The 13571-nt window shown below is 73.4% G+C and carries 11 protein-coding genes and 1 tRNA gene; 11 read left to right on the top strand and 1 reads right to left on the bottom strand.

Translation table 11 applies throughout. From position 1 onward, the window contains the following. Window positions 1–40: 40 nt before the first annotated feature. A complete protein-coding gene (locus Mam01_RS06500; RefSeq protein ID WP_150935294.1) occupies window positions 41–580 on the top strand; it encodes a hypothetical protein in 540 nt (179 codons plus the stop codon). Here Mam01_RS06500 and pdxR read toward each other — a convergent pair. Continuing rightward, window positions 558–1976, bottom strand: coding sequence for a MocR-like pyridoxine biosynthesis transcription factor PdxR (pdxR, locus tag Mam01_RS06495; RefSeq protein ID WP_239101085.1), 1419 nt, complete (start codon window positions 1974–1976; stop codon window positions 558–560). The genes Mam01_RS06500 and pdxR overlap by 23 nt on opposite strands. Before the next feature lie 102 nt (window positions 1977–2078). Here pdxR and Mam01_RS06490 point away from each other — a divergent pair, with 102 nt between their 5' ends. The 10 genes from Mam01_RS06490 to Mam01_RS06445 all read left to right on the top strand — a co-directional run bounded on the left by Mam01_RS06490 (window position 2079) and on the right by Mam01_RS06445 (window position 13564). Then, window positions 2079–2717: a pyridoxamine 5'-phosphate oxidase family protein gene (locus tag Mam01_RS06490; RefSeq protein ID WP_204284492.1), complete on the top strand. Its 639-nt coding sequence runs from the start codon at window positions 2079–2081 to the stop codon at window positions 2715–2717. A 59-nt stretch (window positions 2718–2776) separates the two neighbouring features. Then, entirely contained in the window at window positions 2777–5020 is a 2244-nt protein-coding gene (locus Mam01_RS06485; RefSeq protein WP_204284491.1) for a serine/threonine-protein kinase, read from the top strand. A 120-nt stretch (window positions 5021–5140) separates the two neighbouring features. Then, a complete protein-coding gene (locus Mam01_RS06480; RefSeq protein ID WP_239101084.1) occupies window positions 5141–6658 on the top strand; it encodes a serine/threonine protein kinase in 1518 nt (505 codons plus the stop codon). A gap of 67 nt (window positions 6659–6725) precedes the next feature. After that, window positions 6726–8105 carry a protein kinase family protein gene (locus tag Mam01_RS06475; protein WP_204284490.1) on the top strand — a complete coding sequence of 460 codons (1380 nt, stop codon included), beginning with the start codon at window positions 6726–6728 and terminating at the stop codon, window positions 8103–8105. Between the two features lie 19 nt (window positions 8106–8124). Then, on the top strand, window positions 8125–9267 hold the full coding sequence (locus Mam01_RS06470; protein WP_204284489.1) for a DUF2510 domain-containing protein: 1143 nt from the start codon (window positions 8125–8127) through the stop codon (window positions 9265–9267). Between the two features lie 21 nt (window positions 9268–9288). Then, complete coding sequence (gene orn, locus Mam01_RS06465) at window positions 9289–9885, top strand: oligoribonuclease (protein ID WP_150935300.1); 597 nt, start codon at window positions 9289–9291, stop codon at window positions 9883–9885. Window positions 9886–9961: 76 nt separating this feature from the next. Continuing rightward, window positions 9962–10037, top strand: a tRNA-His gene (locus Mam01_RS06460). A 91-nt stretch (window positions 10038–10128) separates the two neighbouring features. Continuing rightward, the gene (locus Mam01_RS06455) at window positions 10129–10653 is read left to right on the top strand and encodes a PadR family transcriptional regulator (protein WP_204284488.1); all 525 of its coding nucleotides are present in this window, start codon (window positions 10129–10131) and stop codon (window positions 10651–10653) included. Continuing rightward, window positions 10650–11330, top strand: a complete 681-nt coding sequence (locus Mam01_RS06450) for an ABC transporter ATP-binding protein (protein WP_239101083.1) — start codon at window positions 10650–10652, stop codon at window positions 11328–11330. The genes Mam01_RS06455 and Mam01_RS06450 overlap by 4 nt, the downstream gene beginning before the upstream one ends. Further along, the gene (locus tag Mam01_RS06445) at window positions 11327–13564 is read left to right on the top strand and encodes an FtsX-like permease family protein (protein ID WP_204284487.1); all 2238 of its coding nucleotides are present in this window, start codon (window positions 11327–11329) and stop codon (window positions 13562–13564) included. Before Mam01_RS06450 ends, Mam01_RS06445 begins: the two co-directional genes overlap by 4 nt. The last annotated feature ends 7 nt before the right edge of the window (window positions 13565–13571 follow it).

Below are 13571 nucleotides of genomic sequence, written 5' to 3'. Positions count from 1 at the left end.
CGGCGCAAGCCGACTTCCCTCCCCCGGGGACTCCGGATCGATGCTCGGAGGAGCCCCGAGGACCGTCTGGTTCATCTGGCCCGCCGATCCCCACGGGGTTTCGGCCAGATCCGTCGCCCAGCGGCTGCTCCAACTCCGCCGGCCCTCCCACCTGGTGTGGAACCCGGTGACCGGGGAGATCGTCCAGTTGCTCCCGCCCACCCGGGCGGGCGGCGCGCTGGCCGCGGACCGGGGCAGGAACGGACGGGTCTGCGTGCAGATCCACGTCATCGGTTCGGCGAGGGAACCGTTCACCGACACCAAGCTCGACGGCTTGGACGACATCCTGGCCTGGCTCGACTCCTGGGGGGTGCCGCGCCGCTGGCCGGCCGGCCCCCCGCTGCCCTATCCCCATTCCCTGGCGGCGGAGCGCAGCAGGCGCCTGTGGGCACGGGGCGGGCACTTCGGCCACTCCCAGGTGCCCGGCACCCGGGAGGGCGACCCGGGGTCGATCGACATCGGCCGCATCATCGGAGAGGACGCGCCCGGCCTGGAGGACTCCCTCCCCCGGGGCGGGCTCAGGCTTCTCCAGGAGGTATGAGCGACCGGATCACCGCGCATCCGCGCCGCACCCCGGCGAGGGAGGCGGAGCCGTACCCCAGCACGAGGCCGTGCACCCGGGGCGGCCCGTGGTGGTGGCGTTCGGTCGTGTCCAGGAGCACGCCGTGGTCCCCGGCCCGCCGTACGAGGCCGGGGACGACCGCGGCGGGCAGCGCGACCATCACGTGGAGCCCGGCCGTGTCGCCCCGCACGTACGGCCCGAGCGCCTCGACGATGGCGGCCCTGCGGCGGGCGTACTCCAGCCGCATCCTGCGCAGGTGCCGGTCGAGGTCGCCGCGTTCCAGCAGGGTCGTCACGGCCCGCTGGACCGGCCCCGACGTGCGGTCGGCGACCCGTGCCCGGCGCTCGGCGACCCTGGCGAGCAGGTCCGCCGGGGCGACCAGCCAGCCGAGCCCCACGTCGGGGCCGAGCGACTTCGACAGCGTGCCGAGCAGCACCACCCGCGCGGGATCGAGCCCGTAGAGCGCGGGCAGCGGCGCGACGTCGTAGCGGAACTCGGCGTCGTAGTCGTCCTCCACGACGATCGCGCCGGTCCTGCGGGCCCAGGCGAGCAGCCGCTCCCTGCGGGGGATCGGCAGCCTGCCGCCCAGCGGGAACTGGTGCGCGGGGGTGGTGTAGAGCACCCGCAGGTCGTCGGGGAGCGCCTCGACGATCACGCCCTGCTCGTCCACCGGGCAGGGCACGACCTCGGCCCCCCGCGAGGCGAACACGCGCCGGGCCGCCCCCCAGCCCGGCTCCTCGACCCCGGCCCGGGTCCCCGGGCCCAGCAGCGTGGCGGCGACCAGGTCGAGGCCGTTGCCGGTGCCCCGGGTCACCATGACGTTCCCCGCGTCCACCGGCACCGCCCGGGCCCTGCGCAGGTGCCCGGCCAGCAGTTCGCGCAGCTCCGGGTGGCCGTAGGGGTCGGGGAAGGCGTTCAGCGGCAGGTCACCGGCGGATCGCCAGGCCCGCCGCCAGGCCGCCCGGTCGTAGCCGAACACCCACGGCCGCCCCGGCCGAAGGTCCACCATGTCGCCGATCACCACGTCGCCGATCACCGGGGTGCTGATCACCGGGGGGCCGCCGGGAGCGGCCGGCGCCGGGGAGGCGTGGTTCGGGGACGGGTACTCGTACGGCAGCGCGTCCTCGGCGACGTAGGTGCCAGAGCCGTGCCGCCCCTCCAGCCACCCCTCCGCGTAGAGCTGCTGGTAGGCGTCGGTCACGACGGTCCTGCTGACCCCCAGCAGGACCGCGAGCCTCCGGGTGGACGGCAGCCGCTCCCCCGCCTTGAGCCCGCCCGTACGCATGGCCTCCCGCAGCTGGGCGGCGACCTGGACGGCGAGCGGCACAGGCCCGGCGCGGTCCACCGTCACCGGCACGTCGATGGTCAGGCGCACAGTGTTCTCCGCAAAAACAGTGTTGTCCGCAAAAGTGGTCTCCCCCCGGCGGCCAGAAGTGGACATGTTCCACCAGTCCACCCTGGACATAACGTAACGGACATGCTCTCCGCGACCACCCGCACCACCCTGAACCGCGCGAAGGACCGCGCCCGCACCGACCGCGCCGACCTGTACGCCATCCTGGACGCCGGTCTCGTCTGTCACCTCGGCGTGCTGGCCGGCGGCTCCCCCATGGTGATCCCCACCGGCTACGGGCGGATCGGCGACACCCTCTACCTGCACGGCTCCACCGGGGCCACCTCGCTCCGGGCCGGCTCAGGCGGCCAGGTCTGCGTCACCGTGACCCACCTCGACGGCGTCGTGCTGGCCCGCTCCGCGTTCCACCACTCGGTGAACTACCGCTGCGCCATGGTCTACGGCACGGCCCGGCTCGTGGACGACCCCGAGGAGCGGCTCGCGGGGCTGCGGGCGATCACCGAGCAGCTCGCGCCCGGCCAGTGGGACGTCGTCCGCCCGCCCGACCGCAAGGAGATGGCCGCCACGGCCGTGCTCGCGCTGTCGCTGGAGGAGGCGTCGGTGAAGGTGCGGCAGGGACCGCCGAAGGACGACGAGGAAGACTACGACCTGCCCGTCTGGGCGGGCGTGCTGCCGCTCGCCGTCTCCTGGGGCGTCCCCGAGCCCGACCCGCGCCTCACCCCCGGCATCCCGGTCCCCCCGCACGTCAGAGACCGCTGTTAAGCGCTTTGCAAGCGGTTTCATCGACACTGCGGCCCACCTGTCAGACCTGGGGAGGCCTCATGAGTTCCGCCGAGCACTGGGACGTGCCCGGTTACACGGTGACCCGCGAACTGGGCGCGGGGGGCGGCGGCCGCGTCGTCCTCGCCGTCCACGAGCGGTCCGGCGCCCCGGTGGCGATCAAGTATCTCTCGGAGGAGCTGCGCCGGGAAGAGGGCTTCGTCGCCCGGTTCCGGCGGGAGGCCCGTCTGCTCGTGGAGCTCGACAACTCCCACGTCGTACGGCTCTACGAGTACCTGGAGACCGCGCGGGGCGCCGCCATCGTCATGGAGCTCGTCGACGGCCCCACGCTGCGGGCACTGCTGCGCGAGCAGGGCGCGACCGGCCCCGAGGCCGCGCTCGCCGTGCTGAAGGGCTCGCTGCTCGGCCTGGCCGCGGCGCACGCGACCGGCCTCGTGCACCGTGACTACAAGCCCGAGAACGTTCTGGTCACGGCCGACGGGACGAGCAAGCTCGCCGACTTCGGCATCGCCGTACGGGCCGGGGAGGGGGGCGAAGCGGCCGGCACGCCGCCGTACATGGCGCCGGAGCAGTGGGCGGGCGTGCCCGCCTCGCCCGCCTCCGACGTGTACGCCGCGACCGCGGTCTTCTTCGAGTGCCTGACCGGACACCGGCCGTATCGGGCGACCGAGCACGCCGTGCTGCGCCACCTGCACCAGACGGCGCCGGTGCCGGTCGAGGAGGTCCCCGAGCCGTTGCGGCGTCTCGTCGAGCGGGGGATGGCGAAGGACCCGGTGTCGCGGCCCTCCGGCGCCGCCGCATTCGTCGCCGAACTGGAGGAGGCCGCGACCGCCGCGTACGGCCCGGCCTGGGAGGAGCGCGGCCGTCGCAGGCTCGCCGCCCTCGCCGCGGCCCTCGCGGCGACGTTCCCGCTGAACCGGGTGCGTCCCCTGGAGGCCGGCACCTCGCTGTTCACGACGGCGCTGCGCTCACTGCGCTCGGTGCGGAGCAAGGGATTCCTGCTCACCGCCGGAGCGGTGCTGCTGGTGCTCACCGGCGGCGGCATCGGCGCGTACGCCCTGGGCTCGGCCGGGTACGAGACCCCGATCGGGGACCCGGTCGTGGCGGCCACGGGGCCGGGGACGCCGGTCGTTCCCGAGACGGCCCCCGAAGGGACACCGGAGACGACACCGGAGGAGACGCCCGCCGAGAGCCCTTCCGCGGCACCATCACACACACCGTCACACACACCGTCGCATACGCCGTCACCCGCGTCGCCGTCGGGGCGGCCCTCGGCGACGCCGTCGCACACGCGCACCGCGCGGCCGTCCGCGTCGGCGCCCGGCTCGACCGGGCACCCCACCCCGAGGCCGTCACGCACGCCGTCACCGACACCCTCCACGGCCGCGTTGAAGGTCGCCGATCTGGGGGTGAGCGGGTTGACGTACAAGGCCGGGGCGGGCAGCGGAACGGTTACCGTCAAGACCAACGGCCCCGGCACGGTGCGGCTCGCCGTGCGCTTCACCGCGGACGGCACGGTGAAGGCCACCCGCACGCTCACGCTCAGCGGCGCGACGACCTACACCCGTACGGTGTCCGCGGACCTCGGCCGCCTCTGCTCGGGCACCTGGGGCATGAGCGTGTCCACCAGCCCGGCCGCGGCGGGCGGCGCCGGCGAGGCCACGGCGAAGGTGCCGGCCTGCCCGACGACCGTCACCGCGATCAAGGTCGGCACGCTGACGGTGTCCTCCACCGGAGCGGCGGCGGCCTCGGTGACGGTGACCACCGACGGCACCGGCCCGGTGACCCTGACCGGCCGGTTCGCCGCGGCTTCGGCGACCGGCGGCACGCGGACGGTAAACCTGTCCGGGGCCACGTCCTACACGCGGACGCTGTCGTACACCTTCTCCAGCCGCCCCTGTGGGACCGTCACGATCACGGCCTCGACCAGCCCGGCCGCCTCCGGCGGCTCGGTGGCGCGGTCGGTCACGGCGAGCTGCCCCGCCTCGGTCAGCCGGGTGAGCGTGCAGAACCTGTCGATTACGGGCACGACCGCGACCGCCACGATCGCCGTCACCGCGGGCAACACCTCCGCCGTACGGCTGAACCTCACCTGGCTGTCCGGCGGTGAGCGGGTGTCCACCCAGACCTACAACCTGTCGGGCAAGACCAGCTACACGGTCACGGCCTCGTACACCTACTCCCGATGGCCCTGCGACTCTTATGCGGTGACCGCGTCGACCTCCCCGGCCGCGGCGGGCGGTGCCTCCACGATCACCCGGCAGACGGATTCGTGCATCAAATAACCTCAGGTGATTATTGACAACCAAGTCTGACTAAATCGTGACTTTTCATCTTAATGGCTGGGTCGTCACTAAGCTACGGTCTCGGATTCGGCGGGGGCCCCGGGCGATGAGGAGACCGTTATGTACGGCCATACGGACGCCTGGCGCGTCCCCGGCTACACCGAGATCAGGGAACTCGGCGTAGGGGGCGGCGGGCGGGTGATTCTCGCCCGGCACGACGCCGACGACATCCCTGTGGCGATCAAGTATCTGTCCGACCAGCTGATGACGGACCTCCACTTCGTCGCCCGGTTCCGGCACGAGGCCCGGCTGCTCGCGGCGATGGATCCCAACCCGCACGCGGCCCGCTTCTACGAGTACGCCGAGACCTCCCGCGGCGCGGCCATCGTGATGGAACTGGTCGACGGCGTCTCGCTGCGCGCGATGCTGCGCTCGGAGGGGCCCACCGGCCCCGAGGCCGCGCTCACCGTGCTGAAGGGCTCGCTGCTCGGCCTGGCCGCGGCGCACGAGATCGGGGTCGTTCACCGGGACTACAAGCCCGAGAACGTCATGGTCGAGGCCGACGGCAACAGCAAGCTCGTCGACTTCGGCATCGCCGTCCAGGCCGGGGAGGGCGTGAGCGCCTCCGGCACCCCGCCGTACATGGCGCCGGAGCAGTGGTCGGGCGGCAGGGCCGGCCCGGCCGGCGACGTCTACGCGGCCACCGTCGTGTTCTTCGAGTGCCTCACCGGCAGCCGGCCGTTCCGCGCCCAGAACATCGCCGCGCTGGCCCGCCAGCACCAGGCCACCCCTCCGCCGGTCGACGAGGTGCCGCCGCCGCTGCGCGAGCTCGTGGAGCGCGGCATGGCCAAGCGGCCCGAGGACCGGTACGGCTCCGCCGAGGAGTTCCTGCGGGAGCTGGAGACGGTCGCCGCCGGCGCGTACGGCCCGGCCTGGGAGGAGAGGGGACGGCGGCGGCTCGCGGCGCTCGCCGGGCTGCTGGTGCCGTTCTTCCCTCTCAAGAAGGACGTTCCCGAGGCGGGCACGACCCTGGCCGAGACCCGGCTGGGCGGCCTGCTGGGCCAGGCCCGGATGAAGATCGGCCTGACCCTGGCCGGCATGGTCGTGATCGCGGCCGGAACCGTGGCGCTGGTGCAGACGGTCAGCGGGACCACCCTGCAGGCGGGCACGTCGATCGAGACGCCGAGCCCTCTCGGCCTCGATCCCTCGTCGGCCGGCGACGCTCCGACGGAGGAGCCGGAGGACACGGAGGACCTTGAGCCTTCTCCCGAGCCCTCCCCGGTTTCCACCAGCCCGAAGCCGGCCGCCTCGCCGACGCCGGTCGTGCGGCCCACCGCGAACCCGACCCTCAGGCCGACCGTGAGACCGACGGTCAAGCCCACCACCAAGCCGACCGTCAAGCCCACGATCAAGCCCACCGTCAGGCCCACTGTGCGGCCCACGACGCGGCCGAAGCCCTCGGCGAAGCCCACCTCGCAGCCCGACCCCACGGTCACCGCGACGATAAACCCGCAGCCCACGACGCGTCCGACCTCCCGGCCGACCGCCACCCGCACCACCGCGCCGCCCACGACGCGGCCCACCCCGACCGTGAGCGAGCCCGGCGGCAGTTCGCCGCCGCAGGATGTTCCCCGGTGACGACCGGCCTCGTTCCCGCCACACTTGCCGTGGAGCGTACGCGCGGACGGCACCGGAGGCGGCACAGATGCGAGAAGGCGTGACGGTCGCGGGGCACCGGCTCACCGGCCGCACCCGGGTCGGCGAGGCGGGCGTCTGGACGGACGCGGTCTCCCCCGGCGGCAGGCCGTCCGGCGTGCTGCGGTTCGATCCCACGGCGGCGGCCCGGGCGAGGGAACGGCTGGTCGCGACGGTCGCCGACGACCTGCGCCTCCAGCGCGGCGGGGCCGCGGGGCTGCTGCCCGTCGTCGACCTGGTGGCCGCGCGCGACGAGGTGTGGCTGATCACCGGCCGGGCGATGCCGGCCCTCGACGAACTGCTGCGGCGGAACGGCGGGCATCTCGACGCGGGCAGCGTGGCGGCCGTCCTCCTGGAGACGGCGCAGACGCTCGCCTCCGTTCACGCCGCCGGGCTGACACACGGCGCGTTCGGCGCCGGAACGGTCGTCGTCGCCGAGGACGGCGCGGCGCTGCTCGCCGAGCGCGGCCTGGTGGCGGCGCTCCGCGGCGAGCACGTGCCGCCGGAGCGCGACGTCGCGGCCTGGGTGACGCTCGCCCGGCAACTCGCCGCCGGACAGATGAACGGGCCCGAGGCGGATCTGCTGCACCGGGCGATCACCGCCGCCACCGCCCACGGACTGGCCGCCGCCCGCGACACCCTGCTCGCCGGGCGCGAGGGGCTGCCGCCCGGGTTCATGACGCGGGACCGGCTCGCCCGGGCCGCGCGCGACTTCCTCGGCCCTGTTCCCGGCTCTGCGCCTGTCTCTGGTCCCGGCCCTGCGCCTGTACCTGTGCCGGTCGTGCCCGCCGCGGGTGAGGCGGTGACCCTGCTCGACTTTCCCTCCGATCTGCCCCCCGGCGCGGACGACGACGTGATGATGCGGTTCGGGCCGGGCGTGCCGACCGAGACCCCGAGCAGGACCACGGCGGCGCAGATCTGGCGGTCGGGCCGGACCTCCGCCGTCACCCAGGCCCGCCCGCCCGCCGCCCCGCCCCGGCGCCGCCGGCGTACGACGGCCTGGGCGGGCACCGTGCTGCTCGCGATCCTGATCGCGGCGGTGTTCCTGTGGCTGCGTCAACCGCCCGCCGTGGAGGCCGCGGTGAGCGGCGTGGACGTCAAGGTGGCCAAGAAGACGGTGCGCTGCGACGGCACGGCCGACTTCGTCGGGGTGGTCACGACCAACGGCGGGGCCGGGACGATCCGCTACCTCTGGATCCGCAGCGACGTCCGCAAACGGCAGGAGAAGGAGCAGCGGGTATCCTCCGGGGACACGTCGGTACAGCTCCCCCTGCACTGGAATGTGACCGGCCCCGGATCGTTCAAGGGATCGGCGACGCTCCGTGTCCTGTCTCCCACGACGACCGGAAAACCGATTCAGGACACGGCAAGTTTTACCTACAAATGCTGACTTCATTAGTGTGGCGCGCATGATGACGACCCCTGCCGGCTGGTATCCGGACCCGTACGGCTCCCCCCTCCTGCGATGGTGGGACGGCAACCAGTGGACCGACGCCACCCACTCCCCGGGACAGCCGGGGCAGGAGGCCGCGGCCGCGCCCGACCAGACAGCGCCGGCCCCGCCGGCCCAGATGTCACAGACTGTGCCGTCACAGACGGCGCCGACGCAGCAGTGGACCCAGCCCTCGGGCGGTCCCGGAGGCTACGGCCCCGGCGGCCCCCGTCCTGGAGGCCCTGGGGGCTACGGTCCCGGAGGCCAGGCGCCGTGGGGCCAGCCGGGCTATCCGGGAGGGCAGGGGGCGCCCACGGCCCAGCTTCCCGTGCCCGAGTTCGGCACGCAGCAGCGGAGCACGGCGGTGTGGCCCTGGATCGTCGGGGGCATCGCGGCGGTGGTCGTGCTGGCGCTCCTCGTCGGCGGCGCGTTCGTCCTGCTGCGCGACCGCGCCGGAACGGTGACCGCCCGGCCGGAGCCGGTAACGACGGCCCCGCCGCCGCTGGACCAGACCGTGCCGCCCGAGCCGAGCCCGGAGCAGTCGACCCGGCCGCTGCCCACGCTGCCGGAGCCGACCGGCGGGCGGATCAACGACTCGGTGACCGGGCTGTCCTACGCCTTCCCGGGCGGCAAGTGGGTGGTGCCGAAGTCGCAGGAGATCAACAACCCGTCCAACGACCAGTTCCCGCTGTGGACGAGCGGCTACCAGGCGATGTCCCAGCAGAACTACGACGGCAAGGGCGCCAGCTGGGTGGGCAGCGTCTTCGCCGCCGAGCTGCCCAAGGTCATCCCCTACACCGGCCCCCAGGACTTCGAGCGGCTGTCCCAGGCGATGCTCGTCGCGTACGAACCCGCCTTCTACGGCCTCCCGCACAAGCGCAGGGTCCTGCGCAGCGAGGCCCTGAAGGTGAGCGGCAAGCAGGGCTGGATCATCGAGTTCGAGATGGACTTCTCCCAGGCGGCCACGGCGCAGAAGCTCGACTGGAAGACGGAGCGGGGCGCGTTCGTCCTCGTGGACCGCGGCCAGGGCGTCCAACCGGCGATGCTGTACGTCTCCGTGCCCGACAACCTGGACCAGTCGGTCGTCAAGCGGGTGCTGAACTCGCTCCAAGCCCAGTGACGTCCCTATTACGCTTGAGGCATGACTGACCCGCTGGTTTGGATCGACTGTGAGATGACCGGGCTCGACCTGGGCCGTGACGCGCTGGTCGAGGTGGCCTGCATCGTCACGGACGGCGAGCTGAACCAGCTGGACGAGGGCGTTGACGTCGTCATCAAGCCGCCCGCCGAGACGCTGGAACAGATGTCGGACGTCGTGCGGGAGATGCACACGGCCTCGGGACTGCTGCGAGCCCTCTCGACGGGGGTCACGCTGGCCGAGGCCGAGGCGGTCGTGCTCGACTACATCCGGTCCCACATCCCCGAGGCCAAGCGGGCGCCGCTGTGCGGCAACTCCATCGCGACCGACCGTGCCTTCATCGCCCGGGACATGCCCCTCGTGGACGGCCACCTGCACTACCGGATGATCGACGTCTCGTCGATCAAGGAACTGGCCCGCCGCTGGTATCCCCGGGTCTACTTCGCCTCCCCCGAGAAGCAGGGCGGGCACCGCGCGCTGGCCGACATCACCGAGAGCATCCGGGAGTTGCGCTACTACCGCGCCGCGGTATTCGTTCCGCAGCCGGGCCCCGACTCGGCCACCGCCCGCGAGGTCGCCGAGGCCGTCTCCGGATCGTAGGCAGACAGGTATCGAGGGCGCGGAGGACTCGAAAATACCGCTACACTTTCTTCGTACGCCGCGAGCGGCGGACATGGTGGGTGTAGCTCAGCTGGCAGAGCGCCAGGTTGTGGTCCTGGATGTCGTGGGTTCAAGTCCCATCACTCACCCCAGTAGCGAACGGCCGGTCCTCATGGACCGGCCGTTCCTTTTTCATCGGTACTTATCCCCCGCGTATATACACTCAAGGTATACAGTGCGGGCATGACCGTTCCCCTCGCGTTGCTCGGCCTGCTGGAGCGGGAGCCGAGCCACGGATACGACCTGAAACGCGACTACGACGCCTTCTTCGGCCGGGGCAGGCCGCTGCCCTTCGGGCAGGTGTACTCCACGCTCGGCCGCCTGGCCAGGGACGGCAAGGTCACCGGGCAGAGCGAACCGGGCGACGGGCCGGACCGCAAGCGCTACGCCATCACCCCCCTGGGCAGGCAGGAGGTCGCCACGTGGCTGGCCGAGCCGGTCGCGGCCGAGCCCTACCTGCAGACGGTGCTGTTCACCAAGGTCGTGCTGGCGCTGATGCTGGGCCGTGACGCGGCCGGCTATCTGGACGCGCAGCGCGCCACGCACATGCGGCGCATGCGGGAACTGACGGAGGTCAGGCGCGGCGGCTCCCTGACCGACGCCCTGCTGGCCGACCACGCCATGTTCCACCTGGAGGCGGACCTGCGGTGGATCGACGTCACCCAGGCCCGGCTGGGGGCCCTGGCCGAGATGGTGCGCGCATCGTGATCGTCGAGGCTCGGGGGGTCAGCCGCTCCTACGGCAGCACGCCCGCACTGCGCGAGGCGAACCTGTCGGTGGCCGCGGGCGAGGTCGTGGCGATCATGGGTCCCAGCGGTTCCGGAAAGTCGACGCTGCTGCACTGCCTGGCCGGCATCTTCACGCCCGACAGCGGCGAGGTCTGGTTCGACGGACGCCGCCTCGACACCCTGGACGACGGCCGTCGCAGCGAGCTGCGGCGCACCGCCTTCGGCTTCGTCTTCCAGTTCGGCCAGCTCGTGCCGGAGCTGACCGCGGCCGACAACGTCATGCTGCCGCTGCTGCTGGGCCGTACCAGGAGAAGGCACGCCGAGCGGCGGGCGGCCGAATGGCTGGAGCGGCTGGAGCTGGCCGACCTGGGGGGCCGGCGCACCGGGGAGCTGTCCGGCGGGCAGGCGCAGCGCGTCGCGATCGCCAGGGCGCTGGTCACCCGGCCGCGGGTCGTGTTCGCCGACGAGCCGACCGGCGCGCTGGACACGCTCACCGGCGAGCACGTGATGGACCTGCTGGTGGGCCTGGCCCGCGAGGAGGGCGCCACCGTGGTCGTGGTGACCCACGACGCCCGGGTGGCCGCCTGCGCCGACCGGGAGGTCGTGGTGCGCGACGGCCGTGTCTCCGACCCGTACACGACCGGGGCCGCCCGATGATCCGGCTGGGCCTGCGGCTGTCGCTGAGCAGCGGCAGGGAGGCGGCGGCCAGGCTGGCACTGATCGTCGTCGGGGTGGCGGCCGGCGTCGCGGTGCTGCTGGCCACGCTGTCGCTGTTCAACGCCTTCCAGGCCACCGACGGCCGTCCCTGCTGGGAGTGCGTGACCGGCTCGGCGCCCAGCGGCTGGGCCCTCGACGCGACGGCCGACGGCGCGCTGTGGAACTACCACGAGGACTTCTACGCGGGCCGGACGATCAAGAGGCTCGACGCCGCCGCGCTCGGCACGCGGGCGCCGGTCGTCCCCGGCCTGTCCCGCATGCCGAGCCCGGGGCAGTACTACGCCTCGCCCGCGCTCGCCGCGCTGCTGGACTCGGCGCCGCGTGAGGAGCTGGCCGCCCGCTTCCCCGGCACGCGCACCGGGCTGATCGGCGACGCGGCGCTGTCCGGGCCGGACGAGCTCGTCATCGTGGTGGGGCAGACGCCGGATCAGGTCGCCGCCATGCCGGGTGCCAGGCAGGTCGACACGGTTTCCGCGGTCTCCACCATGCCCGCGGCCGACGACAGCGCGGACGTCTACCGGTTCGGCTTCGGCGTCGCCGCCGTCGGGCTGATCGTCCCGCTGCTGGTGCTCGTGGGCACCGCCACCCGGCTGGCCGCGGCTCGCCGCGAGACCCGCTTCGCCGCGATCCGCCTGGTCGGAGCCACCACGCGGCAGATCAACGTGCTCGCGACGGTGGACGCCGCGCTGGGCGGGCTGGCGGGTGCGCTGGCCGGTCTCGCGATCTTCCAGCTCGTGCGGCCGGCCGTGGCCGGGGTGCGGATCACCGGTGCCCGGTTCTTCCCCGAACTGGTCGCCCCGCACGCCTGGCAGTACGCGGCCGTGCTCGGCGGCGTGCCGGTCGTGGCGGCCTGTGCCGCCCTGTGGTCGCTGCGCCGGGTGCGGATCTCGCCGCTCGGCGTGGCGCGGAAGACCGCCGCGTCCCCGCCGCGAGCGTGGCGGATGATCCCGCTGCTGGCGGGGCTGGGGATGTTCGCGGGCCCGGTGTACCGGAACGGCAAGCCCGACGATCCGCTTGCCGTCGTCGCGCTCGCGCTGGTCATGGCCGGGCTGATGCTGGCCGGTCCCTGGCTGACCATGGCCGCCGCGCGGCTGGCCGCCCGGCTGACCCGGGGCGGAGTGACGCTGCTGGCCGCGCGCCGCCTGGCCGCCGATCCGAATACCGCCTTCAGGTCGGTGAGCGGGCTGGTGCTGGCGGTGTTCGTCGGAACGACGATCGCGGCCCTCGTGCCGGCGGTGGTCGCCGGCCAGCAGAGGGTGGCCGGGGGCACGCTCAACGACGTTCTGGGCGCCAGGTTCGACGGGCCGGGCGTCTCCGGCCTCTCACCGCGGGCGGGGACGGAGCTCCTCGACCGGCTGCACGCCCGCCCAGGCGTGGACGTGCTGCCGATCTACGCCAGGGCGGACATGGAACGCGTCCCCCCTCGGCCCGACGGCCCGCCGCCCGCGCCGTACGCCGTCGAGTGCGCCGGCCTCGCCCGCTTCCCCGTGCTCGGCCGCTGTCCGGTGAACATCGACGGCAGGAACACCAGGGCGGTGGCGGGCAACTTCGCCCGCATCGTCGGCGCCGACAACCCTCTCACCATCGACAGACTCCTTCCGCTGGCGGGCCCGGCCAGCCCGCCCGCCTCCACCGACGGGCTCGACCTGGCGGCCGTCCTGATCACCACACGCGATCCCGCGACGCTGGAGCGGCTGCGCACCCTGCTGTCCGGCTACACCGTCGAAGCGCCGATGACCTTCGCCGAGGTCGCCGAGGTCAGGGCGGACCTCTACGTCCGGGCGGAGAACGTCGCGCTGGCCATGGTCGGGCTCACCCTGGTCGCCGGTGCCTGCGGCCTCGTGGTGGCGGCCGCCGGCGGGCTGGTGGAGCGCAGGCAGCCGTTCACTCTGCTGCGGCTGGCCGGCACGCCCACGCGCACCCTGGCCGCGGTGGTGCTGCTGGAGTCGGCGCTGCCGCTCGTGCTGGCCGCCGTGCTCGCCGCCGGCTCCGGCTTCGGCGTGGCCGAGCCGCTCATCGACGCCCTCGCGATGAGGAGCGCGTCGATCGCGATGCCGGGACCCGTCTACTTCGCCTCCCTGGGCGGTGGCCTGGCCGCCTCCCTCCTCGTGATCCTCACGACGCTGCCGCTGCTGCGGCGCATGACCACGCCCGACAACGCGCGTTTCGAATAGGAGATCG

Source organism: Microbispora amethystogenes, assembly GCF_016863015.1.
In the GTDB taxonomy this organism is placed as follows: Bacteria; Actinomycetota; Actinomycetes; order Streptosporangiales; family Streptosporangiaceae; genus Microbispora; species Microbispora amethystogenes.
The sequence above is the reverse complement of the archived record's forward strand: the minus strand, read 5'-3'. Positions and strand labels throughout refer to the sequence as shown.

Bases quoted from the DNA above. Each gene is read 5' to 3' on its own strand.
- Mam01_RS06500 (WP_150935294.1), top strand. From the start codon at position 41: ATGCTCGGAGGAGCCCCGAGGACCGTCTGGTTCATCTGGCCCGCCGAT.
- Mam01_RS06445 (WP_204284487.1), top strand. From the start codon at position 11,327: ATGATCCGGCTGGGCCTGCGGCTGTCGCTGAGCAGCGGCAGGGAGGCG.
- orn (WP_150935300.1), top strand. From the start codon at position 9,289: ATGACTGACCCGCTGGTTTGGATCGACTGTGAGATGACCGGGCTCGAC.
- Mam01_RS06485 (WP_204284491.1), top strand. From the start codon at position 2,777: ATGAGTTCCGCCGAGCACTGGGACGTGCCCGGTTACACGGTGACCCGC.
- Mam01_RS06480 (WP_239101084.1), top strand. From the start codon at position 5,141: ATGTACGGCCATACGGACGCCTGGCGCGTCCCCGGCTACACCGAGATC.
- Mam01_RS06490 (WP_204284492.1), top strand. From the start codon at position 2,079: ATGCTCTCCGCGACCACCCGCACCACCCTGAACCGCGCGAAGGACCGC.
- Mam01_RS06475 (WP_204284490.1), top strand. From the start codon at position 6,726: ATGCGAGAAGGCGTGACGGTCGCGGGGCACCGGCTCACCGGCCGCACC.
- Mam01_RS06455 (WP_204284488.1), top strand. From the start codon at position 10,129: ATGACCGTTCCCCTCGCGTTGCTCGGCCTGCTGGAGCGGGAGCCGAGC.
- Mam01_RS06470 (WP_204284489.1), top strand. From the start codon at position 8,125: ATGATGACGACCCCTGCCGGCTGGTATCCGGACCCGTACGGCTCCCCC.